Genomic DNA, 22,350 nt, shown 5'->3' on the forward strand with positions numbered 1-22,350 from the left:
CGGGGAGGCCGCGAGTGGCTGAACGGTGCCGGCGCACGGGGCGACCGGAGGCGGCGCTGTGGTTCTCAGGCCGAGTCGGGCAGCGACCGAGCGGCTTCGACGGCCGGTGAAGTGCCGGTGGGTTCGGCATGCGCTGCGGTACCGGTCTGTTCGACGCGCGCTGCGGTACTGGTCTGTTCAACGCGCGCTGCGGCACCGGCCTGTTCAACGCGCGCTGCGGCACCGGCCTGTTCAACGTAAGGCGTGGTTCCGGCCGGTTCGTGGTGTGGCGCGGTGTCGACCCATTCCGCGTGGGGCGCCGAGTCGTCCTGGTCGTCGGGCACACCGGTGTCGGCGTGGTCGACGGATGTCACTCCGATCGGCAGGGACACGATGGTTCGCCGCCGCTCCACGACGAAGTAGGCGCACGCCGCGGCGTACCCGGCACTGAGGATCGCGCCGAGCAGCCGGACCGCGTCGGAGACCAGCGGGAGCAGCGGTAGTGCGACGGCGGCCATCGACCACGCGGCCAGCAGCATGGTGTTGACGGTGTCGTGCCGTCCCCAGATCCGGGTCCGTCGCCGGGCCTGCCGCTGGATCTCGACGATCAGTGCGTGGGACATGCCGAGCGAGAGCAGACCGAGCAGCAGGGTGGCGAAGATCGAGTGATGGCCGCCGGCCACCGCGACGAGGGCGGTGGCTCCGGTCAGGAGGGCGAGGCCGCTGACGGTCCCGACCCGTGCTTTCCGACGCTCCTCCACATCCTCTGGCGGTCGGCATGATCGGCATGGACCTGAGGGTTCCCGGGGTCCGGTACCGGGCAGTCGAGTATCCGAAGATCCACGGCCTGGGTGAGGATGAACAGCATGATGGGAAGCCTGCAGACCGAATCAGCCCAGTCCCGGCTGGACCTGCTCGCCCCGCCGGTGGCCAAGGCGCTGGAGGTCTGGCCGGTGGAGGCGCCGATCGACGCCGATCAGGTGCTGGTCGCGCCGATCGATGCGAGCCTGGCCGACACCGCGGCGTTCTGCGAGGCGTACGGGGTGAGCCTGGCCGAGTCCGCAAACTGCGTGATCGTGGCCGGCCGCCGCGGTGAGGTCACCCGCTACGCGGCCTGCATCGTGCTCGCCACCACCCGGGCCGACGTCAACGGTGTGATCCGGAAGCACCTGGACGTCCGCAAGGCCAGCTTCGCGCCGATGGACGACGCGGTCTCGTTGACCGGGATGGAATACGGCGGGATCACCCCGATCGGGCTGCCGTCCTCCTGGCCGATCCTGGTCGACTCCCGGGTGATCGCCACCCCGCACGTGATCATCGGGTCCGGTGTCCGGCACAGCAAGATCGCCATCGCCGGCCCGGCCCTCGGAGCGCTGCCCGGCGCCGAGGTGATCGAGGGGCTGGCCCGCGAGATCGGCTGACATCGCCGGGTCTCGATGTTGTTCCACGTGAAACATCCACGGAAACGTCATCGACCGGGATCACCGCCCCGCTTCGACCGTCTCGCGTCGCCGGATCTCCTGGAACGCCGACAGCAGCGTGGCCGGATCCTGCGCTCCCTGGATCACGAACTTGCCGTCGATCACCAGTGTCGGGACGCTGGTGACGCCGAGTTCCCGGGCCTCGTCCAGGTCGTTGCGGACCGCCGCAGTGCCGGCCTGCGATTCCAGGTAGGACAGAGCCTCGGCGGCGTCCAGCCCGATCGTTCCGGCCACGGCCGCCAAGGCCGGCACCGACCCGAGGTCCACGCCGTCGGCGAAGTGCGCGCGCTGCAGCGCGTCCAGCATCGCGGACTGCCGGTCGCGGAGCGCCGCCCAAGCGATCAGCCGATGCGCCGTGAAGGTGTTGGCGGTGACCGCCCGGCCGAAGTCCAGGACCAGTCCGTCGGCCGCACCCGCCGCGGTCACCCGGTCGACCATCTCCGCGGCGTTTGCCATCACCGTGGTGACCGGCAGCGGCTCGGGCACCGGGGACGGGTCGAGCTGGTAGGCGCGGTAGGTCACCGTGACGTCCTCGCCGAACATCGCGAGGGCCGCCTCCAGTCGGTGGCGGCCGAGGTAACACCAGGGGCAGACGACGTCGGACCAGACCTGGATGTCCACGTCACTCCGCCGGGAGCGGGGCGAGCTGCTCGGCGACCTGCCGCTTGAGCCGGGCCAGGACCGCCGTGCCGCCGCGGACCCGCAGCGGGCTGATCGCCTGCGCCAGCCCCATCCGCGCGTAGAGGTCGGCCGGCACCGCGAGGATCTCGTCGGCGGTCGCGCCGGCCAGGCCCTCGGCCAGGATGCCGGCGAAGGCGCGGGTGGTCGGGGCCTCCGGCGGGCAGTCGAAGTGCGTCACCACGGTCCGGTCCGGCTGGACCACGGCCTTCAGGAAGAACGCGGTCTGGCACTCCGGGACCTGTTCCATGCCCTCGTGCCCGGCGAGTTCCGCGGGCAGAGGGGCGACCGCGTCCGAGAACTCCAGCAACATCTCCAGGACCACGTCACGGGGTGCGGAGGAGAAGTCGTCGACGATCTCGGCCAGTTTCGGCGGCATGTCAGTCACGCCCTCGAATCTACGCGCCGGGTGATCCGGTCATCCGCCGCGCCGAGCAGCGGATGACCGGAGACCGCAGAGCGGACCGTCAGGCGGCCGTGGCGGTGGCGGACAGTGCCACGTCACTGAGGCTGAGGATGCCGACCAGGTTGCGGTCCGCGTCGCAGACCAGCAGCCGGCGCACACCCCGCTCCCGCATCGCCTGCACCGCCTCCTCCACGGTGGCGGTCTGCTCGATCATGACCAGCTCGCGGCTGGCGACCGTGGCCAAGGTGGTGGAATCCGGTGGCAGGTTCTCCGCGATCGCACGGATCACGATGTCCCGGTCGGTGACGATGCCGGCCAGAGCCGGGCCGCGCGTCACCACGACATCGCCGATCCCGCGGTCGCGCATCGCCTGCGCGGCCTCGTCGAGTGGTGTGTCCTCCGGCAGATAGACGACCTGCCGGGTCATCGCGTCCGCGACCAGTCTGACCATGACTCTGCCGCCCCTCCAGCGCTGTTGTGTCACGGTTACCCGACCTCGGGCCGGATTACACCGATGACGTCCACAAGGGGCGTTCGTGACCTGTGGTGTGTGCGGCGTAGCAGCATGTCAACCAAGGCTAGGGATCGGGGGTGGTGAAAGCACGCCCATATCACTGTGTCGCCAGCGTCACGTTCCGTCTGGCCGCCGTCCGGTGGAAACTTGCTCAGCAGGCAAAGCTGAACAGACGTTAGGGGGCGAGATGGCCTGGCGCAGCTTCGTGGCTATGGGGGACAGCTTCACCGAGGGCATGTCCGACGAGTACCCGGACGGCACCTACCGCGGATGGGCGGACCTGGTGGCCACCCGCTTGGCAGTGGAACACGGTCCGGAGTTCGGGTATGCGAACCTCGCGGTCCGCGGGCGTCTCCTCGACCAGGTGCTCGCCGAGCAGCTGGAACCGACGTTGGAGATGAAACCCGACCTGGTCAGTTTCGCGGCCGGCGGCAACGACATCCTGCGGCCCCGGGTGGACCCGGAGATGCTGCTCGACAAGATCGACCCGGTGGTGGCGCGACTGCGCGCGGCCGGCGCCGACGTGATCCTGTTCCGGTTCGCCGACATCGCGTCGCTGGTGCCCGGCGGGCGCCGGATGATCGGATCCCGGGCGGACGCCCTGAACGACGGCTTCCGGGACATCGCCGCCCGGCACGGCGGCCACGTGATCGACCTCTTCGGGGACCACGCGTTCCTCAACCGCGACCTGTGGAACGCCGACCGGCTGCACCTGTCCGCGGCCGGCCACCGGCGGGTCGCCGGGCACGTGCTGAACGCGCTCGGCGTCGGGGTCGAGGAGGAGTGGATGCTGGTGCCGCCGATGCCGCAGTCCACGCCGTGGCGGCTGGCGCTGAGCGCGGACCTGCGCTGGGCCCGCGAGCACCTGGCCCCCTGGGTGGGACGGCACCTGCGCGGACGCTCGTCCGGTGACCTCGTCACGGCGAAGCGCCCGGTGCTGACCCCGTTCGGGGACTGAACAGGGTTCCGTCAGGGGGCGGGAGCGAGGCGAGGTCCAGCCCTCTGACGGAACAGGCGCTAGCGTGGCAGGCATGTCCGTTCCGAACGATCCGGCGCCGGCGCTGCAGGCGTACGCGCATCCCGAGAAACTGGTCACCACCGAGTGGCTCGCCGCGAACCTGAACAGCCCGGGCCTGGTCGTCGTCGAGTCGGACGAGGACGTGCTGCTCTACGACACCGGGCACATCCCGGGCGCGGTCAAGGTCGACTGGCATCTGGAGCTGAACGACCAGCTCACCCGCGACTACCTGGATCCGGACGCGTTCGCCGCCCTGTGCGCGGCGAAGGGCATCGGCCGCGACGACACGATCGTCTTCTACGGCGACAACTTCAACTGGTGGGCGGCGTACGCCCTCTGGGTCTTCGGTCTCTTCGGGCATCGCGACGTGCGGCTGCTCGACGGCGGCCGGCAGAAGTGGTCGGCCGAGGGGCGTGAGCTGACCCGGGAGAAGACCGTCCGGGAACCGGCCGACTATCCGGTCCCGGTGCGCAACGACGTCGAGATCCGCGCGTTCCGTGACCAGGTGATGGGGCACATCGCCGGTGGGCGGCCGCTGGTCGACGTGCGGTCCCCGCAGGAGTACACCGGCGAGTTGACGCACATGGCGGCGTACCCGCAGGAGGGTGCGCTGCGCGGCGGGCACATCCCGGGCGCGGTCAGCAAGCCGTGGAAGTCGGCGGCGAACGAGGACGGCTCGTTCAAACCGCACGACGAGCTGATCAAGATCTACCGCGACGAACTCGGCCTCGAGGAGGCGGACGACATCATCGCGTACTGCCGGATCGGCGAGCGGTCGAGCCACACCTGGTTCGTCTTGCGCCATCTGCTCGGCTACCCGCAGGTTCGCAACTACGACGGTTCCTGGACGGAGTGGGGCAACCTCGTGCGGGCGCCGATCGCCCGGGGCCAGGAACCCGGCGGTCTGCGGTGACACCGGGCCGCCGGGCCTGATCGACGCTGTGTAAACAAACGGTGCTGCCCGCTCGGGTAGCACCGTTTCTGTCGGTCCGGCCCGGTACCGTGCACGCCCGTGAGCAACACGTTCCAGGTCGACCTACGGGGCATCGTCGACCTGCTCAGCCACCACCTCTACGCGAGCCCCCGCGTCTATGTCCGCGAGCTGCTGCAGAACGCCGTCGACGCGATCACGGCGGTCGGGCCCGACCACGCCGGGGCGGTGGCGATCACGTCCGCCGATGCCACCGGGGACGGCACCCTGCGGATCAGTGACAACGGCATCGGCCTCACCGAGGCTCAGGTGCACGAGCTGCTCGCCACCATCGGCCGCAGTTCCAAGCGCGACGAGCTCGGCTTCGCCCGGCACGAGTTCCTCGGCCAGTTCGGCATCGGCCTGCTCTCCTGCTTCCTGGTCGCCGACGAGATCCGCGTGCACACCCGGCGGGAGGGTGCGGCCCCGGTGCTCTGGACCGGTTTCTCCGACGGGCGCTACGAGGTGCGGCCGGGTCCGGAGCGCGAGGCCGGCACCACGGTCACCCTGCTGCCGCGCCGTGGCGCCGAGCATTTCCTGACGGGTACGACCGTCGTCGAACTCGCCACCGTCTATGGCTCTCTGCTGCCGGTCGCCGTGACGGTCGACGACCGGACCGTCACCACGGGCGTCCTCCCGTGGCAGCTGCCGCCGGCCGGCCGGATGGCGTACGCGCAGGAGACCCTGGGTTTCCGGCCGTTCGACGTGATCGAGCTGAACGTGCCCGGTGCCGGGCTCACCGGTGCCGCGTTCGTGCTGCCCACCCCGGTCAACCCGGCCAGCCGCGGCGGGCACCGCGTCTACCTCAAGCGGATGCTGCTCTCGGAGAACGTCGAGGGACTGCTGCCGGAGTGGGCGTTCTTCGCCCGGTGCGTGGTGGACAGCTCCGAGCTGCGGCCGACCGCCAGCCGTGAGGCGCTCTACGACGACGGCATGCTCGCCGAGACCCGCGACGCCATCGCCGACCAGCTGCGCGGCTGGCTGGTCCGGCTGGCCGCCACCGACCCGCACCGGCTCGGCGAGTTCCTGCGGATCCACCACCTCGGGGTCAAGGCGCTCGCCCTGCACGACGACGAGATGTTGCGCCTGGTCGAGCAGTGGTTCCCGATGCAGACCAACATGGGTGAGGTCACCCTCGCCGAGTTCCGGTCCCGGCACGGCGTGCTGCGTTACGCGGCCACCGCCGACGAGTTCCGCCAGCTCGCCGCGGTCGCGGCGGCGCAGGACGTCGGCCTGATCAACGGCGGGTACGTCTACGACGCCGAGCTGATCGAGCGGCTGGCCGCCACCGACCCGGAGGTCCGCGTCGAGCGGCTCGACCCCACCGACCTGACCACCCGGTTCGTTCCGCTGGACACCGAGGTCGAGTTGCGGCTGCGCCCGTTCCTGGCCGCCGCCCAGCGCCGGCTCGACCGGCTGGGCTGTGAGGTGGTGGTCCGCGCGTTCGATCCGGTCACCCTTCCGTCGCTCTACCTGGTCAGTCGGGCAGCGGCGTTCCACGATGAGTTCACCGCGAGCCGCGATGAGGCGGATGATCTGTGGGGCGGGGTGCTGGACGCTTTGTCGCGGACAGTGCCGGCCGACCGTCCGCAACTGGTGCTCAACCATCGCAACCCGTTGGTCCGCCGGGTCGCCGCCCTCGGTGACGCGGAGTTGGCCGGCCTCGCCGTCGAGTCGCTCTACGGCCAGGCCCTGATGCTCGGCCACCACCCGATCCGCCCGTCCGACGCGGCGCTGCTCACCACGTCGTTCCTCGGACTGCTGGACCGGGCCGTCCCGGGGGAGGAGAACCGATGAAGACCGCACAGGAGCTCTGGGAACTGCTGCACCAGGCGTACGACCTGCCGTACGGCGCGGCGCAGATCGCCCTGACCGAACAGGTGCTGCGGCACGTGGAGGCGACCGGCGACCCGGAGTTGCGTTTCCACGCCCGCCTCTTCGCCACCACGGCGTATCTCTACGGCGGTGAGCCGGTGAAGGCGTTCCCGACCTTCTCCTGGTGTGTGAGCGATTTCGACCGCAACCCCGCGCCGTACCACGCGAGCCGGGTGCACAACATGTTGTGGCTGTTCAAGAACATGGTCAGCTCGTTGACGAAGTTTCCCGAGGTGCCGCTGGAGCGGACCTACGCGGTGCTCGACGACATGGAGCGGCGCTACCGCGAGGGCGGCCACGGCCTGCAGCCGGTCTACAAGTACCGCTACCTGGTCGCCGATCACGTCGGTGACACCGAGCAGGCCGAGGAGTGGTTCGCGAAATGGCAGACGGCGCCGCGCAACGAGTTGTCCGACTGCATCGGCTGTGACCCCAGCACCCTGGTCCGGCACCTGGCCGAGAACGGCAAGCACGCCGAGGCGGTCGAGCTGGCCGAGCCGGTGCTGGCCGGCGAGCTGACCTGCTCGGAGCAGCCGCAGAGCATCCTCAGCGACCTGATGGTGCCGTTCCTGCGGATCGGCCGGTTGCGGGAGTCGGCCGACGCGCACCGCCGCTCCTACCTGGTCGAGCGCAACAACCTGGCCGACCTGTGGGGCGTCGGCGACCACATCGCGTTCTGCGCCCGGACCGGCAACGAGAGCCGCGGCCTGGAGATCCTGCAACGGCACATCGACTGGCTGGACCGTGCCCCGTCACCGGCCGCCGCGATGAACTTCGCCGCGTCGGCGGCGCTGCTGCTGCGCCGGGTGACGGTGCTGGGCCACGGTGACTCGCCGATCCGCCGGGCCGGCCGCCCGGACATCACGGCGGCGATGCTCGGCGAGGAGCTGGCCGGGTTCGCCACCGGTCTCGCCGCCAGGTTCGACGCCCGTAACGGCACGTCGCACCAGAGTGCCGTGATCGCCGAGGTGCTGGCCGCCGAGCCGTTCGAGGTGACCGTCCCGCTCTCGCCGACTGCCCGCCGTGCGGGCGCGACGCCTGCCGAGCCGGTGACGGTGCCGGCCGGGCCGGTGGCGTCGCCGGCCACCGCACCGGCCGCCGTGATCCCCGAGATTCCGGCCGAGGCGACCGTTGCGGAACTGCTCGACCTGGCCGAGTTCCTGTCCGCCGACGACCAGGAGGCCGCCGCGGTCGCTGTCGTCGCGGTGCTCGACGAACGGTTCGGGGAGCCGGCCGACCCGGAACAGGCGGCCCGGTTGCTCACCCTGCGGGGCTTCCACCTGCCCGACGAGGAACACGCGGCGACCGTGGCGGTCTGGAAACGGGCCGCCGACCTGTTCGCCGAGGCCGGCCGGACCGGCGAGGCGGTCAGCGTGCTGGCCCGCGCGGCCCTGGAACGCGTCCGGATGGTCAAGGCCGGCGACGACGACGCCGAGGAGGTCCACGCGGTGGCCCTCGCGGCGGTGCAGGCCGACGTCGCCCACCAGGACGAGCACGGCGACGCCGGTCAGCGGGCCGGCGCCTGGACCCGGCTGTCCACGATGTACCTGCTGCTCGGCCGGATCGACGAGGCCAACGACGCCGGTGACCGTGCCGACGAGCACGCCGTGGCGTCCGGCGACCTCCGGCGGCAGGCCCACCACGCGATGATGCGGGTCCGGAACCGGGCCGAGGCGCACCGGCACGACGAGGCCGGTGAGGCGGCCCGTCAGGCGTGGGAGTTCTACCGCGAGCACGGCCCGGTCACCCTGTCGGCCGGTGCCGCCGCGGCGTTCGGGCAGCTCGCCGACGACCCGGACGAGGTGTTCACCGCGCTCACCGAGGTCATCGGGACCGGTCTGCCCGAGACGGTGCTGACGGCCCGGGTCCACAGGGGGCGGGCGCTGATCCGCCTGGAGCGGTTCGAGGAGGCGATCGACGACTTCGTCGAGGCGGTGGCGGTCTGCGCCGAACAGGGCCGCGACGAGGGCGGCCTCTTCGCCCGGCAGGAGCTCGCCGAGGCGTACCGCGAGGGTGGGCACCTGGCGGAGGCGGCCGAGGTGGGCGAGGAGGCGCTGATCGGGTTCCAGCGGCTGGAGATGGACGAGGCGGCCGACGACACCCGGTTCCTGCTGGCCGCGATCTACCGCGACCTGGGCGACAACCAGCGTGCCCTGGACCTCTACCGCGAACTGATCGAACGGCTGGCGGACAACCCGGCCGGCCGGGGCCAGATCGGTGAGCAGGCCGGCCAGCTGCTCTACGACATGGACCGGGACAGCGAGGCGGCGCTGACCTTCCAGGCGGCCGCCGACGCGTTGCGGGAGTCCGGCGACGCGGTCGGTGAGCTGCGGCTGCTCCGCCGTCAGCTGATGGCGCTCAACTACGCCGACGAGGTGCCCGCCGCCGAGGAGCTGATCAGCACGGTCGCCGGCCACTACGCCGAGCTCCCCGCCGAGTTGGCCGACCACCCGGGGGTGATCTGGGGGAAGGCGATCTTCGCGTTCGAGGTGGGCAACCTGCTGATGCGCCGTGGCCGCTACGCCGACACCGTGCCGCATCTGCGTGACGCGCCGGCACTCCTGCGGGGGATCGAGGCGGACGACGACGCCGATCGGGTGGAGGGGATGCTGGCCGAGGCGCTGCTGCGTTCGGGTGCCGCGGCCGAGTCCGAGGAGATCCTCAACGGCCTGCTGACGAGGATGGGACCGGCCTCGCCCACCCGCCAGCTCGCCGCCGAGCTTCTCGAGGAGGCGCGCGCCGCGCGAAAATAAGGCCTAACGACCGTTAAGGCGTGGGTTGACATCGGGTTAGAGTGGCCGGGTGACGACGGTAGAACAGCGGAACCGGGCCACCCCGCCGGCGCCCCGGCGGCGGTCACGCCGCGATGAGATTCTCGAGATCGCGGTGGGTCTCTTCGCCTCCCGTGGCTACCACGGCGTGTCGATGGACGACATCGGATCCGCCGCCGGCGTCACCGGGCCGGCCCTCTATCACCACTTCGCGGGCAAGGAGGCGATGCTGGTCGCCGCCCTGATCCCGGTCAGTGAGGGCCTGCTGCAGGGCGGGCAGGAACGGGTCGGCCGGCATCCGGACGACGCGGAGGCCGCCCTCGCCGACCTGATCGACTTCCATGTGGACTTCGCGCTGGCCAACCCGGCGGTGATCGCTCTGCACCTGCACGAGCTGGATCGCCTGCCGGAGGAGCCCCGCCGGCAGATCCGGCGGCTGCAGCGTCTCTACGTGGAGGAATGGGTCGGCGTGCTGTCGCGGGTGCGCCCGGAGCTGACCGCGCCGGAGGCCCGGGTGCTGGCACACGCCGCGTTCGGCCTGATGAACTCGACGCCGTTCCTGGGCGGCGAGGTGGACCGGCGCCGCCGTGCCCACCTGCTGCGTGAGGCGACGGTGCACGCCCTGACGGGCCACTGATCACCCACTCCCCACCGGGACCAGCGGGAAGGGCCACATGATCGAGTCCTTGCTCATCGCCAACCGGGGCGAGATCGCCCGCCGGATCGTCCGCACCGCGAAGCGGCTGGGGGTGCGGGCCGTCGTGGTGCACTCCGAGGCGGACGCCGGCCTGCCGTTCGTCCTCGAGGCGGACGAGGCGGTCTGTGTCGGACCGGCGAGCCCGGCACAGAGTTACCGCAATGCGGAGGCGATCCTCGCCGCGGCCAAGTCGACGGGTGTCCAGGCGGTGCACCCCGGCTACGGCTTCCTGAGTGAGAACGCGGACTTCGCGCGTACGGTGAGATCGAACGGCCTGGTGTGGGTCGGGCCCGGCGCCGAGGCGATCAGCGCGATGGGCGACAAGATCAATGCCCGGAATCTGATGGCCGCGGCCGGGGTGCCGGTCGCACCGGGCTCACCGGAACCCGCCGGCTCGGCCGAGGCCGCGCTGGCGACCGCGACGGCGATCGGTTTCCCGGTGATGGTCAAGGCGGCTGCCGGCGGTGGCGGCATGGGCATGGCGGTCGCGACCGAAGAGGCCGGGCTCCGTACGGAGTACGACAAGGTGCGTGCCTTCGCCGAGCGGATGTTCGGCGACGGATCGGTGCTGATCGAGCGCTACTTCCCCCGGGTGCGCCACGTGGAGGTGCAGATCCTCGGACTTGCCGACGGCCGGGTGGTGGCCCTCTCCGAGCGGGAGTGCTCGGTGCAGCGCCGCAACCAGAAACTCCTGGAGGAGGCGCCGTCCCCGGCGGTCGGCCCGGAGCTGCGGCAACGGCTGCTGGCCGCCGCGGTCAAGGCGGGCGAGGCGGTCGGTTACCGCAACGCGGGCACAGTGGAGTGTCTGCTGGACCCGGCGAGCGGCGAGTTCTTCTTCCTCGAGATGAACACCCGCCTGCAGGTGGAGCACCCGATCACCGAGCTGATCCACGGCATCGACCTGGTCGAGGAGCAGCTGCGGATCGCGTCCGGTCTCGCCCCGCTGTTCGACCCGGACCGGGCGACCCGGGGGCACGCGATCGAGCTGCGGGTCAACGCGGAGGATCCGAAACGGTTCCTGCCGGGGCCGGGCGCGGTCGCGACCTGGGACGAGCCGGCCGGTGAGGGGATCCGCGTCGACGCGGGCTACGCCGAGGGGACGACGGTCACCCCGTTCTACGACTCGCTGATGGCGAAACTGATCGTCACCGGCGCGGACCGGGACGAGGCGATAGCCCGGGCGCGGGCCGCGGTGGCCGGGTTCCGGATCGCCGGCCCGAAGAACAACCTGCCGTTCTTCGCCGAGCTGCTGGAGAACCCGGAGTTCCTCTCCGGCGACTACGACACCGGCATCGTCTCCCGGATGCGGTGACGTGATGACCACCGCGGTGTCGCTCCGGGAGGTCGCACCCCGCGACGGCCTGCAGAACGAGGAGCCGGTCCCGACCGAGGCGAAGATCCGGCTGATCGACGCGTTGAGCGGCACCGGGGTGCGGCGCATCGAGGCGGTGTCGTTCGTGCATCCGCGGGCCATCCCGCAGATGGCCGACGCGGACGAGGTCTGGGCGAAAGCCTGGCACAACCCGGACGTGCGCTACTCGGCTCTGGTGCCGAACACCCGGGGCGCCCAGCGGGCGATCGCTGCCGGGTTCCGGGAGATCGAGGTGGTGGTGTCGGCCAGCGACACCCACAACCGGCGCAACCTCAACCGGTCCACCGTGGACTCGCTGGACGACATCGCCGGCCTGATCCCGCTGGTGCACGAGGCCGGGGCGACGGTGGAGGTGATCGTCGCGACGAGCTTCGGCTGCCCGTTCGAGGGGGACGTGGATCCGGCGCGGGTGGCGGCCATCGTGGCGCGGGTCCGGGGCGACGGCGCGGACCGCATCGCCTTCGGCGACACCACCGGGATGGCGACACCGCGCCGGGTGCGGGATCTCCTCGCCGAGGTGCGCCCGGATCTGCTGCACTTCCACGACACCCGCGGTACCGGCCTGGCCAACATCCTGACCGCGCTGGAGCTGGGGATCACCGAGTTCGACGCCAGCGTGGGCGGGCTGGGTGGCTGCCCGTACGCGCCGGGTGCCACCGGGAACGTGGCGACCGAGGAGGTGGTGCACATGCTGCACGACATGGGCCTCGACACCGGGGTCGACCTCGACCGACTGATCGTGGCGGCGGAGTTGGCCGAGAGGGTGGTCGGTCGACGGTTGTCGTCGGGTGTTCTGCGGGCCGGACCGCGTACCCGATTGGTGTGATTCACCCTTTTTCTCACGATCATTTTTCCGATTTGTCCCCGTGACTTTCCCGTCCGGGGCCTCGTTATCTATACCGAGCGGCCAATATCGCCTGTTCCGGCCACAACCGGACAAAAACGGTGTATAAGGCCTCGGTAGACGACGAGGGGGTGGGTCATGACGGATGTGATCCATAGCGGTTCCGCCCTCATGCCGTTCCACAACCAGGGGACGGCGAGGAGCCCGGAGCGCCGTGCGGTGCTCACCGGTCACCGGTGGGTTCTGCGTGTACTCGTCGTCGGCGGACTGGCCGGTGCGGCCTGGCTGCTCACCGGCACCACCGCGCAGGCCGCGGACCCTGCGGGCGTGCCCGTCGGGGCCGTGGCGGAGATGCCCGGCTCCGAACCCGCGGCCGGCGAGCCGCGGCCGACGTCCTCCGTCGCGGACCTGTGGGCGGTGTCCGTCTCCCCGCAGGCCGGCGGGAACACTGTGGACGAAGCGCCGCCGGTCACGGCAGGGGCCGGCGCGAGACCCGTGGCGACTCCGAGCGGGGAGACACCACGGGCCGGCGCCGCGGAGGACGGTGAGACGCTGCGCATCGGGCATGCAGCCGTCCTGCCGCGCGCCGACACCGCATCCCGGCTCCCGGGCGCGATCGACGCCGGCCCGCGGCGACACCATGTCGCGGCACCGGCCGTCCCTCCCGACTGACGCACCCCGCTCCTTCCGCGGCCCGCGATTCCTCAACCGTTTGCGTACGAACGGCGAATCGCCGACGCCGAGCGCCGTTCCCGGACGTGCTCAGAAACAAAAGGAATAGTGCCCGGGCAGCACTGTGTCCGAAAAGCGTAGTTCCGGATCCGCATGTGAATACGCGGAAATCCTCTTGACGACCTTGCGAGAAAGGCGTGCCTCCTGATGAAGAAGACTTGGGTTCGTAAGACGCTCAGCGTGGGAATCCTGGCCGCGGGCGCGCTGCTGTTCGGCCCGGCCGCGGCGGCGAACGCCACCGAGGGCACCGGCGGCTCCTCCTACGGCAACATCGGCGCGCTCAACGGGAACTCGGTCTCGATCCCGGTGGACATGCCGGTGAACGTCGTCGGCAACAGCGGCGCGCTGCTCGGCGGCAAGAGCGTCGCCGGTGGCAGCGGCAGCAACCAGGTCAAGGGGCAGGGCAAGACCGCTCAGCAGGCCGCCGGCACCAACCTGGGTCTGCTGAACGGCAACTCGATCTCGGTGCCGGTGACCGTGCCGGTCAACGTCTGCGGCAACTCCGACGCGGTGCTGGGGCACAGTGCCGCCGGTGCGTCCTGCTCGAACAGCGTGGGCGGCGTCGGGGGCGGCAACGGGTACGGCTCGGCCGCGAAGGACAAGAAGGGCCGCACGCTGGAGAGCACCACCCGGCAGGGTGGCGGCAACCCGCTGGCGACCAACATCGGGCACCTGAACGGGAACGACGTCGCCTCCACGGTCATCTCGCCGGCGAACCTCTGCGGCAACTCGCTCGGCATGCTGGGGCACGCGTACAGCGCCGGGTCCTGCGGCAACGACGTGAGCGGCGGCAAGTACACCAAGCCGGGCAACAGCCACAAGGTGCAGCCGAGCCACGACTGGGCGCACGACCTGTGGCACGGTGGCGCCGGGTACGTCTACGGTGCGGCCCACAACCTGGCCCACGGTGGCGTCAAGACCACGTCTCCGGCCGCCGGCAACCTCGGCGTCCTGAACGGCAACTCGATCAACATCCCGATCACCGTGCCGGTCAACCACTGCGGCAACTCCCTCGGGCTGGCCGGTGCGGCGTACGGCTCGGGCAGCTGCGGCAACAACGTGGGTGGCGGCTACCAGCACAAGGGTGGCCAGAAGCCGATGAAGCCCGGCTACGGCGGCCAGGGCGCTCTCAACAACACGGTCGACGTCCTGGACAACGACTACGTGGTCCTGGACAACCAGGACAGCGGTGCGCTGGACAACGGCGCGGGTGGCGCCATCGACGCGGGCGGCCAGGGCGGTCACGGCGGCCAGGGCCACGGGAACAAGGGCGGCAAGGGCCACGGCAACGGCGGCTACGTCAGCCCGGACATGTACGCCGACCAGGGCGGCGACGCCGACACCGGCAACGGCGGCCGCAAGACGGAGGCCACGGTGAACCGGCTGACCGGTGGTCTCGGCACCGGCAGCCTCGGCGGACTGGACCTGCTCGACGCGGTGCGCTGACCGCGCGTCGCACTGGAACGGGGTCACACGCCGGTCCCGGGCGTGGACCCGGCCCGCCGGTGCTCCTCCACAGCGCCGGCGACAGTTGAACGGGAGTTCCCGCATCATGCGGGGACTCCCGTTCGTCGTTGCCGAAACACGCAGGGTCGTTGCCGGAGCGCGCCCGGTGAGCTAGCCTAACGCTCGTTAAGGTCTAACGAGCGTTAAGGCGAATCGGAGGACGCGATGGACGGCGACGCGCTCGCGGGTGCCCGCAAACGGGTGCTGGCCGGTGGGGCGGAGCGCTACCACGCCGCCAACGCCGCCAAGGGCAAACTCTTCGCCCGGGAACGGGTCGCCCTGCTGGTCGACGAGGGTTCGTTCGTCGAGGACGGGCTGTTCGCCAACAGCCTCGCCGACGGGCTGCCCGCCGACGGGGTGATCACCGGAGCCGCCCGGATCGACGGCCGCGACGTGCGATTGATGGCCAACGACTCCACGGTCAAAGCCGGGTCGTGGGGCGCACGTACCGTCGAGAAGATCATCCGGACCATCGAGCGGGCCTACCGGGACGGCGTGCCGATGATCTATCTCGTCGACTCGGCCGGCGCCCGCATCACCGACCAGGTCGACCTCTTCCCCGGGCCGCGCGGCGCCGGCCGGATCTTCCACAACCAGGTCCGGGCGTCCGGCGCGATTCCGCAGGTCTGTGCCCTGTTCGGGCCGTCCGCGGCGGGCGGCGCCTACATCCCGGCGTTCTGCGACGTGGTGGCCATGGTGGACGGCAACGCCAGCATGTACCTCGGTTCCGACCGGATGGTCGAGATGGTCACCGGGGAGAAGACGACGCTGGAGGCGATGGGCGGCGCCCGGGTGCACTGCGCCGAGTCGGGCGTCGGGCACTTCCTCTGCAAGAGCGAGCGTGAGGCGCTCGACGTGGTCCGGACCTACCTCTCCTACCTGCCGGCCAACTGGACCGAGCGTCCGCCGTCGGAGGCCGCCACCGCCCCGGCGGGCATCGATCTGGGTGCCTTGGTCCCGGTGAGTGAACGGCAGGCCTTCGACATGCGGCGGTACGTGAAAGGCCTGGTCGACGAGAATTCCTTCTTCGAGATCCACGCGTTGTGGGCCCGGGAGTTGACGGTCGGATTCGCTCGTCTGGACGGCGAGGTGGTCGGCGTCGTCGGCAACAATTCGATGTTCAAGGGCGGGGTGCTGTTCGTGGACTCGGCCGACAAGGCCGCCCGTTTCGTCCAGCTCTGCGATGCCTTCAACGTCCCGTTGCTCTTCCTCACCGACGTGCCCGGCTTCATGGTCGGCACCGCGGTGGAGAAGCAGGGCATCATCCGGCACGGCGCCAAGATGATCACCGCGATCGCCGAGGCGACGGTTCCCAAGATCTGTGTGGTGGTCCGTAAGGCGTACGGGGCCGGCTTGTACGCGATGGCCGGGCCCGGGTTCGAGCCGGACGCCACGATCGCCCTGCCCACCGCCAAGATCGCGGTGATGGGCGCCGAGGCCGCGGTCAACGCGGTGTACGCCAACAAGATCGCTGCGATCGAGGACGCCGGGGAACGGGCCGCCTTCGTCGCCGCGCGCCGCGCCGAGTACGAGCGCGACATCGACATCATGCGCCTGGCCAGCGAACTCGTCGTGGACGCCGTGGTCGAACCCGGCGACCTGCGCGACGAACTGGTCCGGCGGTTCTCCGCCGCGCGGGGCAGGGACCGCGCGTTCTCCCGGCGCCGGCACGGCGTCACCCCGGTCTAGAAGGAGCACAGGTCATGGTCGACTTCCGGCTCGCCGACGAGCACGAGGAGTTGCGCGCGAGTGTCCGGGAGTTCGCGCGTGAGCAGGTCGCCCCGGTCATCGCCGATCACTACGAGAACCGGACGTTCCCGTACGAGATCGTGCGCCAGATGGGCAAGATGGGCCTCTTCGGGCTGCCCTTCCCGGAGGAGTTCGGCGGGATGGGCGGCGACTACTTCGCGCTCTGCCTGGCGCTGGAGGAACTGGCCAGGGTGGACAGTTCGGTGGCGGTAACCCTGGAGGCCGCCGTGTCGCTGGGCGCCATGCCGATCTTCCGGTACGGCACCGCCGACCAGAAGCAGCGCTGGCTCCCCCGGCTGACCAGCGGCGAGGCCCTGGCCGCATTCGGGTTGACCGAGCCAGGCTGCGGGTCGGACGCGGCGGGCACCACCACGCGCGCGGTCCTCGACGAGGACACCGGCGAATGGGTGATCAACGGGACCAAGGCGTTCATCACCAACTCCGGTACCGACATCACCTGTCTGGTCACGGTCATGGCGGTGACCGGCCGCAACGCGGACGGCAGCAAGGAACTGTCGACGATCGTGGTGCCGTCCGGGACACCCGGCTTCACCGTCGCCCCCGGCTATTCGAAGGTCGGCTGGTGCGCGTCGGACACCCACGAGCTGTCGTTCGACGACGTCCGGGTGCCGCAGGCGTTCCTGCTCGGCGAACGGGGCCGCGGTCTGGCCCAGTTCCTGCGGATCCTCGACGAGGGGCGGATCGCGATCGCAGCCCTCTCCGTCGGTCTCGCCCAGGGCTGCGTGGACGAGTCGGTCGCGTATGCCAAGCAGCGCACCGCGTTCGGCCGGCCGATCGGCGACCACCAGGCGGTGCAGTTCCTGATCGCGGACATGGAACTGCGCGCGCACGTGGCCCGGCTCGGCTACTACGACGCGGCCGCCCGGCTGCTCGACGGCGACGACTTCAAGCGTTATGCGGCGATCGCCAAACTCAACGCCAGCAACGCCGCGATGGAGAACAGCCGGTACGCCACGCAGGTCCACGGCGGGTACGGCTTCATGAACGAGTCCGCGGTGGGCCGGTTCTACCGAGACGCCAAGATCCTTGAAGTCGGTGAGGGGACGTCCGAGGTGCAGCGCATGCTGATCGCCCGGGGGTTGGGTCTCTAGATCAAGCGGGCTGGGCCGTCTCCGCGCTGCCCGCCGCGGCGCACGGGTTCACCGCGTCGCGGATGGTGCGCAGGGAGTCGAGCAACTGGGTGAGCTGGTCCGTCGGGAGCATTCCGACATACCACTTCTGCAGCAGCTCGAGGTGCCCCGGCAGGACCTCGGCGATGCGCTGCGAACCGGCTTCGGTGATCACCGCGTAGGAGCTGCGCCGGTCGCTCGGGCAGGCCTCGCGGCAGACCAGGCCGCTGCGCTCCATCCGGTCGACGACGCGGGTGACGCCGCTGGTGGAGAGCGTGGTCTGGCCGGCGAGGTCGGTCATGCGCAGGCGTTTGCCCGGTGAGCGGGCCAGTCGCATCAGCACCTCGAACTCGACCTGCGAGAGCCGGTGCTCGTCGAACTGGGCGGCGAGCCGGTTCATCAATCCGGTGTATGCCTCGGCGAGCAGTCCGACCGCGGTCAGGCGTGGGTCGTCGAGGAGGTCCTCCCGATCTGTGTTCACCCGGTAACCCTAGCAGGCACTTGACAGAGCAACTATTGCCGAGCATATAGTTGCTCCGTCACACAAGCATCCGCGGCGTTCCCCTGGAGAAGAGGCATCACCATGACCGTCAGCACGCGTGAGTTCGAGGGACTGCAGATCCCGGCCGCCGGCACCTACGAGCTGGACGCCGCTCACAAGCGCGTCGGCTTCGTGGTGAAACACCTCATGGTCAGCAAGATCCGTGGCCAGTTCGCCGAGGCGAGCGCCACCATCGTCGTGGGCGAAAACCCGCTGGACTCCTCGGTCAGCGCCTCGATCAAGGCCGCCAGCATCGAGACCGGCGTGGTCGACCGTGACAACCACCTGCGCACCGGCGACTTCCTCGAGGCGGAGAAGTTCCCGACCCTCGAGTTCCGCAGCACCGGCGTGAAGTCCCACTCGGGTGCCGAGTTCGTCCTCGACGGTGAGCTCACCATCAAGGACGTGACCCGCCCGGTCGAGCTGGTCGTCGAGTTCGAGGGCGCTGCCACCAGCCCCTACGGCCAGCACGTCTTCGGCTTCAGCGCGCACACCGAGATCGACCGCACCGACTGGGGCCTGACCTACAACATGGCCCTGGAGACCGGTGGCGTGCTCATCGGCAACAAGATCAAGATTGAGATCGAGGGCGAGGCCATCCTCCAGGCCTGATCCCCACGAGATCTCCCACGAGGCGTCGCCCGGTTCGGGCGGCGCCTCGTTGTGCTGGCGATCCCCCACGCGAGGTGGCAAGGTGAACCGAGCGCAAGCGTTCGCTCACAGAGTGGTGATCGACGTCCGATTCGTCCCCGGCCGTCGCGGGAGTGCACATGGGTAAAGACCTGGTGGGCGCCGTTTTCTCAGCACAGGACCGCGTGCGGTTCCGCAACAAAGTCCGTCGATGTCTCGGCGTGCTGGAACGCATGCTCGACGACGGGCGGTTCGACGGGGACGAGCCGATGACCGGCCTGGAGATCGAGATCAACCTGGTCGACGCGGACGCCGAGCCGGCCATGCGCAACGCCGAAGTGCTGGCCGAGCTGGGCGACGACCGGTTCCAGTCGGAACTGGGCAAGTTCAACATCGAGCTCAACGTGCCGCCACGACTGATCGCCGGTGCCGGCCTGGGTGACTACGAAGAGGACATTCTGGACGCTCTGCGGGGCGCCGCCGAATGCACCCGCAAGACCGAGACCCGGCTGGCCCTGGTCGGCATGCTCCCCACCCTGGTCCCCGGGCACCTGGTCCTGGACAACCTTTCGATCAACGACCGGTTCCAGGCGCTGAACACCGAGATCGTCGGCGCCCGCGGCGACGACTTCCACGTCGACATCCAGGGTGCCGAACGGCTCCGGATCAGCAGCGACTCGATCGCCCCGGAAGCCGCCTGCACCAGCGTGCAGTTCCACCTCCAGGTCGCGCCGGCGGACTTCGCGCGGTACTGGAACGCCTCCCAGGCCGTCGCCGGCGTGCAGGTCGCCCTCGGCGCCAACTCGCCGTTCCTGCACCGCCGCCGGCTCTGGGCGGAGACCCGGATCGCCTTCTTCGAGCAGGCCACCGACGCGCGCCCCGATGAATTCAAAGCCCAGGGGGTACGCCCGCGCGTCTGGTTCGGCGACGCGTGGATCACCTCGGTCCTCGACCTGTACGCGGAGAACGTCCGCTTCTTCCCGCCGCTGCTCCCCGAGATCAGTGGCGAGGACCCGGAGGCGGTGGTCGCGTCCGGCGGGGTACCGCAACTCCCCGAGCTGCGGCTGCACAACGGCACGGTCTACCGCTGGAACCGGCCGGTCTACGACGTGATGAACGGGCGCCCGCACCTGCGCGTGGAGAACCGGGTGCTGCCCTCCGGGCCGACCGTCGTCGACCTGCTCGCCAACGCGGCGTTCTACTTCGGGCTGGTGCGCGAGCTGGCCGAGGACGACCGCCCGGTCTGGGCGGATCTTCCGTTCAGTGCGGCCGCGGCGAACTTCCAGCGGGGTGCGCGGGACGGCATCGATGCATGCGTACGCTGGCCCGGCTCGGAGAACGTGCCGGTGGTGGATCTGGTGCTGGGAACGCTGTTGCCGAAGGCGTATGCCGGTCTGGACCGGTACGGCGTGCACCCGGTCCACCGCGACCGGCTGCTCGGCATCATCGGGGAGCGTTGCCGGACCCGTCGCAACGGCGCCTCCTGGCAGACCCAGACGGTCCGCCGGGCCGAACAGGAGCACGGCCTGGACCGGGACGCGGCGCTGCGCGAGATGACCCAGCGCTATCTCGAGTTGCAGCGGGCGAACGAGCCGGTGCACACCTGGCCGGTGCACTGAATCGCCGGCCAGGTGTGCGACCGGTCTCGTTGAGCTGCCGTCTTCTCCGGTCGGCGGTCAGGTGCCGTTCTTCGGGTTGATCCGGGCCACGGCCGGGTTGGCCGGCGGCGGCGTGATGGTGCCGCTCTTGCGGGGCGGAGGCCGTTTCGATCCGGAGGACTTCCGCGCGGCCGCGGCGACCTCCGGGTCACCGACCTTGTCGGATTTGTCGTTCTTATCGGTAGGTGCCGTGACGTTTCCCATTCGTGCCGGGGTCGCCTTGGCCGGAGCGGGTCGCGGGGCCGGCGGCGGATTGACCGGCGCGGGCGCCTGCGGCGGGGCATTCGTCGGGATCGGTGTCTTCGGCGCGGAGTCCGATGTGGCCGTTTTGCGGGAGAAGAGTCCGCGGAGAGGTTTCGGCGACGCTTCCTTCGCGGGTTCCTCTTTCAGCCCCAGCAGCGGGCTCGGCCCCTCCTTGAGGTTGCCGGGCTCGTTCTTGAGGCTGCGCAGCCACTCGCTGGTGGACTCGTCCTCCGCCACGCCGGAGGCGCCACCCTTGCCGGGCTTCCCGTCAGCCGGTTTCGCCGGAGCGGGATTCTCGGCGGCCGGCGTCTCGGCCGGGGGCTTCTCCGTGACCGGCCTCTCGACCGTCGGCTTCTCGGCGGGAACAGCGGACTCCGCCGCCGCGGCCTTACGGCCCCGGGCCCGGGGCGCGGGGGCCGGAGCCGCCGGGGCGGGCGGCACCGGTTCGGGCGCCGGGGGCAGTGCCGGAGCCGTGGGACCGGGAGCCGCCGGCTCGCTGCGCAGGCCCGACCGGACGTCGCGCCGGCGGGTGAGCGTCACCGTCACCGCCGAACCACCGAGCCCGGCGAGAACGGCGTACGGCGCGATCAGATAGGCCGACTGCAGCGGGCCCAGCGCCTCGGTCAGCTGCGGCGCCAGGATCAGGAACGAGAACGCGACGAGCAACGGGCCGACCGCACCCGAGATCGCGTTGCTCAGCCCCAGATTGCCCCGGCGGGCCGCCGGCCAGGACGCGACCAGACCGATGCCGAACGCCGCGACCAGGGTCAGCAGCGCGCTCGGCCAGTAGATCCCGCCGTAGCGCACCGGGTCGATCGACTCGGCGAACTGCCAGCTCGTCAGATAGGTGGCCAGGTCACGTCCACTGGCGAGCTCGACGGCCACCCCCGCGACGGCGAGTGCCCACAGCCACGCGGCAGTGCCGATCAGGTTCGCCGCGACCGGGCTCGAGGAGACCGCCCAGAACGCGATGATCAGCCCGGCGATCAGTCCGGCGACCGCGTAGCCACTGGCCACCAGCTGCGGGGAGAGCGTGCCCGGGTGAACCGCCGACCGGGCCGGCAGCGCCACCAGGGCGACCGACACCAGAGCGCCCAGCGCGGCTGCCGCGGCGAGACTGAACCGCCGGAAGCCACGCCACCGGCCGCCCTGCTCCGTGCGTAGTCGCCCGGCGATCACCGCGCCGAGCATCGTTGCGCTTGCTGTGATCCATGTCGCCCAGCCGAGACTGCCCAGCCACACGCTCTCGGCGGCGGCCGGGGTCATCGGCCATGCGATCACGCCCAAGCCGTAACCCAGACCCAGCTGGGCGGTGCCGGCTCCGGCGGATATCCCAGCGGCCGTGGCCGCCTGTGTTGTCCAGCCCTTCTCGGCCATGCCGGGCACTGTACTGGCCCCGGCCGATGTCTGCGAACCGACGTTTGCCGGGGTGACACCGTGTGGCGGCAAGATTCGATACGTTGACGGGTGTCATCGCTGCCCGCACGTGGGGATTCGTCCCATGTCGGATATCAGAGATCAGTCGGGTTACGGGTTGCGACGGCCGACGAGAGGGA

General features: G+C 70.6%; 20 protein-coding genes. 14 read left to right on the forward strand and 6 right to left on the reverse strand.

The annotated features are described in order from the left end of the window. Positions 1-65 precede the first annotated feature (65 nt). Positions 66-740 carry a hypothetical protein gene (locus WH85_RS52255; RefSeq protein ID WP_052720473.1) on the reverse strand — a complete coding sequence of 225 codons (675 nt, stop codon included), beginning with the start codon at positions 738-740 and terminating at the stop codon, positions 66-68. A gap of 108 nt (positions 741-848) precedes the next feature. Between WH85_RS52255 and WH85_RS15225 the strand changes: the two genes are divergently transcribed. After that, positions 849-1,400 (forward strand): YbaK/EbsC family protein, encoded by a 552-nt coding sequence (locus WH85_RS15225; protein WP_045742624.1) that lies wholly within the window; start codon positions 849-851, stop codon positions 1,398-1,400. Between the two features lie 60 nt (positions 1,401-1,460). On the opposite strand, the gene WH85_RS15230 is transcribed toward WH85_RS15225, so the two are convergent. From WH85_RS15230 to WH85_RS15240, 3 genes are all read right to left on the reverse strand, one after another. Next, the gene (locus WH85_RS15230; protein WP_045742516.1) at positions 1,461-2,081 is read right to left on the reverse strand and encodes a DsbA family oxidoreductase; all 621 of its coding nucleotides are present in this window, start codon (positions 2,079-2,081) and stop codon (positions 1,461-1,463) included. Position 2,082: 1 nt separating this feature from the next. Next, positions 2,083-2,526, reverse strand: a complete 444-nt coding sequence (locus WH85_RS15235; RefSeq protein WP_045742517.1) for a SufE family protein — start codon at positions 2,524-2,526, stop codon at positions 2,083-2,085. Between the two features lie 79 nt (positions 2,527-2,605). Further along, entirely contained in the window at positions 2,606-2,995 is a 390-nt protein-coding gene (locus WH85_RS15240; RefSeq protein WP_045742518.1) for a CBS domain-containing protein, read from the reverse strand. Between the two features lie 250 nt (positions 2,996-3,245). Between WH85_RS15240 and WH85_RS15245 the strand changes: the two genes are divergently transcribed. The 11 genes from WH85_RS15245 to WH85_RS15295 all read left to right on the forward strand — a co-directional run bounded on the left by WH85_RS15245 (position 3,246) and on the right by WH85_RS15295 (position 17,704). Beyond that, complete coding sequence (locus WH85_RS15245; RefSeq protein WP_045742519.1) at positions 3,246-4,016, forward strand: SGNH/GDSL hydrolase family protein; 771 nt, start codon at positions 3,246-3,248, stop codon at positions 4,014-4,016. A gap of 73 nt (positions 4,017-4,089) precedes the next feature. Continuing rightward, the gene (locus WH85_RS15250; RefSeq protein WP_045742520.1) at positions 4,090-4,989 is read left to right on the forward strand and encodes a sulfurtransferase; all 900 of its coding nucleotides are present in this window, start codon (positions 4,090-4,092) and stop codon (positions 4,987-4,989) included. Positions 4,990-5,088: 99 nt separating this feature from the next. Beyond that, positions 5,089-6,843 (forward strand): HSP90 family protein, encoded by a 1,755-nt coding sequence (locus WH85_RS15255; protein ID WP_045742521.1) that lies wholly within the window; start codon positions 5,089-5,091, stop codon positions 6,841-6,843. Beyond that, positions 6,840-9,674: a tetratricopeptide repeat protein gene (locus WH85_RS15260; RefSeq protein ID WP_045742522.1), complete on the forward strand. Its 2,835-nt coding sequence runs from the start codon at positions 6,840-6,842 to the stop codon at positions 9,672-9,674. Before WH85_RS15255 ends, WH85_RS15260 begins: the two co-directional genes overlap by 4 nt. A gap of 49 nt (positions 9,675-9,723) precedes the next feature. Next, positions 9,724-10,329, forward strand: coding sequence for a TetR/AcrR family transcriptional regulator (locus WH85_RS15265; RefSeq protein WP_045742523.1), 606 nt, complete (start codon positions 9,724-9,726; stop codon positions 10,327-10,329). A 37-nt stretch (positions 10,330-10,366) separates the two neighbouring features. Further along, positions 10,367-11,701, forward strand: a complete 1,335-nt coding sequence (locus WH85_RS15270; RefSeq protein WP_045742524.1) for an acetyl-CoA carboxylase biotin carboxylase subunit — start codon at positions 10,367-10,369, stop codon at positions 11,699-11,701. 4 nt (positions 11,702-11,705) lie between these two features. After that, on the forward strand, positions 11,706-12,587 hold the full coding sequence (locus WH85_RS15275) for a hydroxymethylglutaryl-CoA lyase (RefSeq protein ID WP_045742625.1): 882 nt from the start codon (positions 11,706-11,708) through the stop codon (positions 12,585-12,587). A gap of 156 nt (positions 12,588-12,743) precedes the next feature. Beyond that, positions 12,744-13,277 carry a hypothetical protein gene (locus WH85_RS15280; protein WP_157411009.1) on the forward strand — a complete coding sequence of 178 codons (534 nt, stop codon included), beginning with the start codon at positions 12,744-12,746 and terminating at the stop codon, positions 13,275-13,277. 207 nt (positions 13,278-13,484) lie between these two features. Beyond that, the gene (locus WH85_RS15285) at positions 13,485-14,783 is read left to right on the forward strand and encodes a chaplin (protein ID WP_083449018.1); all 1,299 of its coding nucleotides are present in this window, start codon (positions 13,485-13,487) and stop codon (positions 14,781-14,783) included. A 225-nt stretch (positions 14,784-15,008) separates the two neighbouring features. Next, positions 15,009-16,532 (forward strand): acyl-CoA carboxylase subunit beta, encoded by a 1,524-nt coding sequence (locus tag WH85_RS15290; RefSeq protein WP_045742527.1) that lies wholly within the window; start codon positions 15,009-15,011, stop codon positions 16,530-16,532. 14 nt (positions 16,533-16,546) lie between these two features. Continuing rightward, entirely contained in the window at positions 16,547-17,704 is a 1,158-nt protein-coding gene (locus tag WH85_RS15295) for an acyl-CoA dehydrogenase family protein (protein ID WP_045742528.1), read from the forward strand. Position 17,705: 1 nt separating this feature from the next. Here WH85_RS15295 and WH85_RS15300 read toward each other — a convergent pair whose 3' ends face one another. Next, the gene (locus tag WH85_RS15300; RefSeq protein ID WP_425394648.1) at positions 17,706-18,122 is read right to left on the reverse strand and encodes a MarR family winged helix-turn-helix transcriptional regulator; all 417 of its coding nucleotides are present in this window, start codon (positions 18,120-18,122) and stop codon (positions 17,706-17,708) included. 183 nt (positions 18,123-18,305) lie between these two features. On the opposite strand from WH85_RS15300, the gene WH85_RS15305 reads away from it, so the two are divergent. Together WH85_RS15305 and WH85_RS15310 are read left to right on the forward strand one after the other, a co-directional pair. Further along, the gene (locus WH85_RS15305; RefSeq protein ID WP_045742530.1) at positions 18,306-18,875 is read left to right on the forward strand and encodes a YceI family protein; all 570 of its coding nucleotides are present in this window, start codon (positions 18,306-18,308) and stop codon (positions 18,873-18,875) included. 158 nt (positions 18,876-19,033) lie between these two features. Beyond that, complete coding sequence (locus WH85_RS15310) at positions 19,034-20,512, forward strand: glutamate-cysteine ligase family protein (RefSeq protein WP_045742626.1); 1,479 nt, start codon at positions 19,034-19,036, stop codon at positions 20,510-20,512. A gap of 57 nt (positions 20,513-20,569) precedes the next feature. Here WH85_RS15310 and WH85_RS15315 read toward each other — a convergent pair whose 3' ends face one another. Further along, a complete protein-coding gene (locus WH85_RS15315; protein WP_045742531.1) occupies positions 20,570-22,171 on the reverse strand; it encodes a hypothetical protein in 1,602 nt (533 codons plus the stop codon). Between the last annotated feature and the right edge of the window lie 179 nt (positions 22,172-22,350).

Source organism: Actinoplanes rectilineatus, assembly GCF_000962825.1.
GTDB lineage: Bacteria > Actinomycetota > Actinomycetes > Mycobacteriales > Micromonosporaceae > Actinoplanes > Actinoplanes rectilineatus.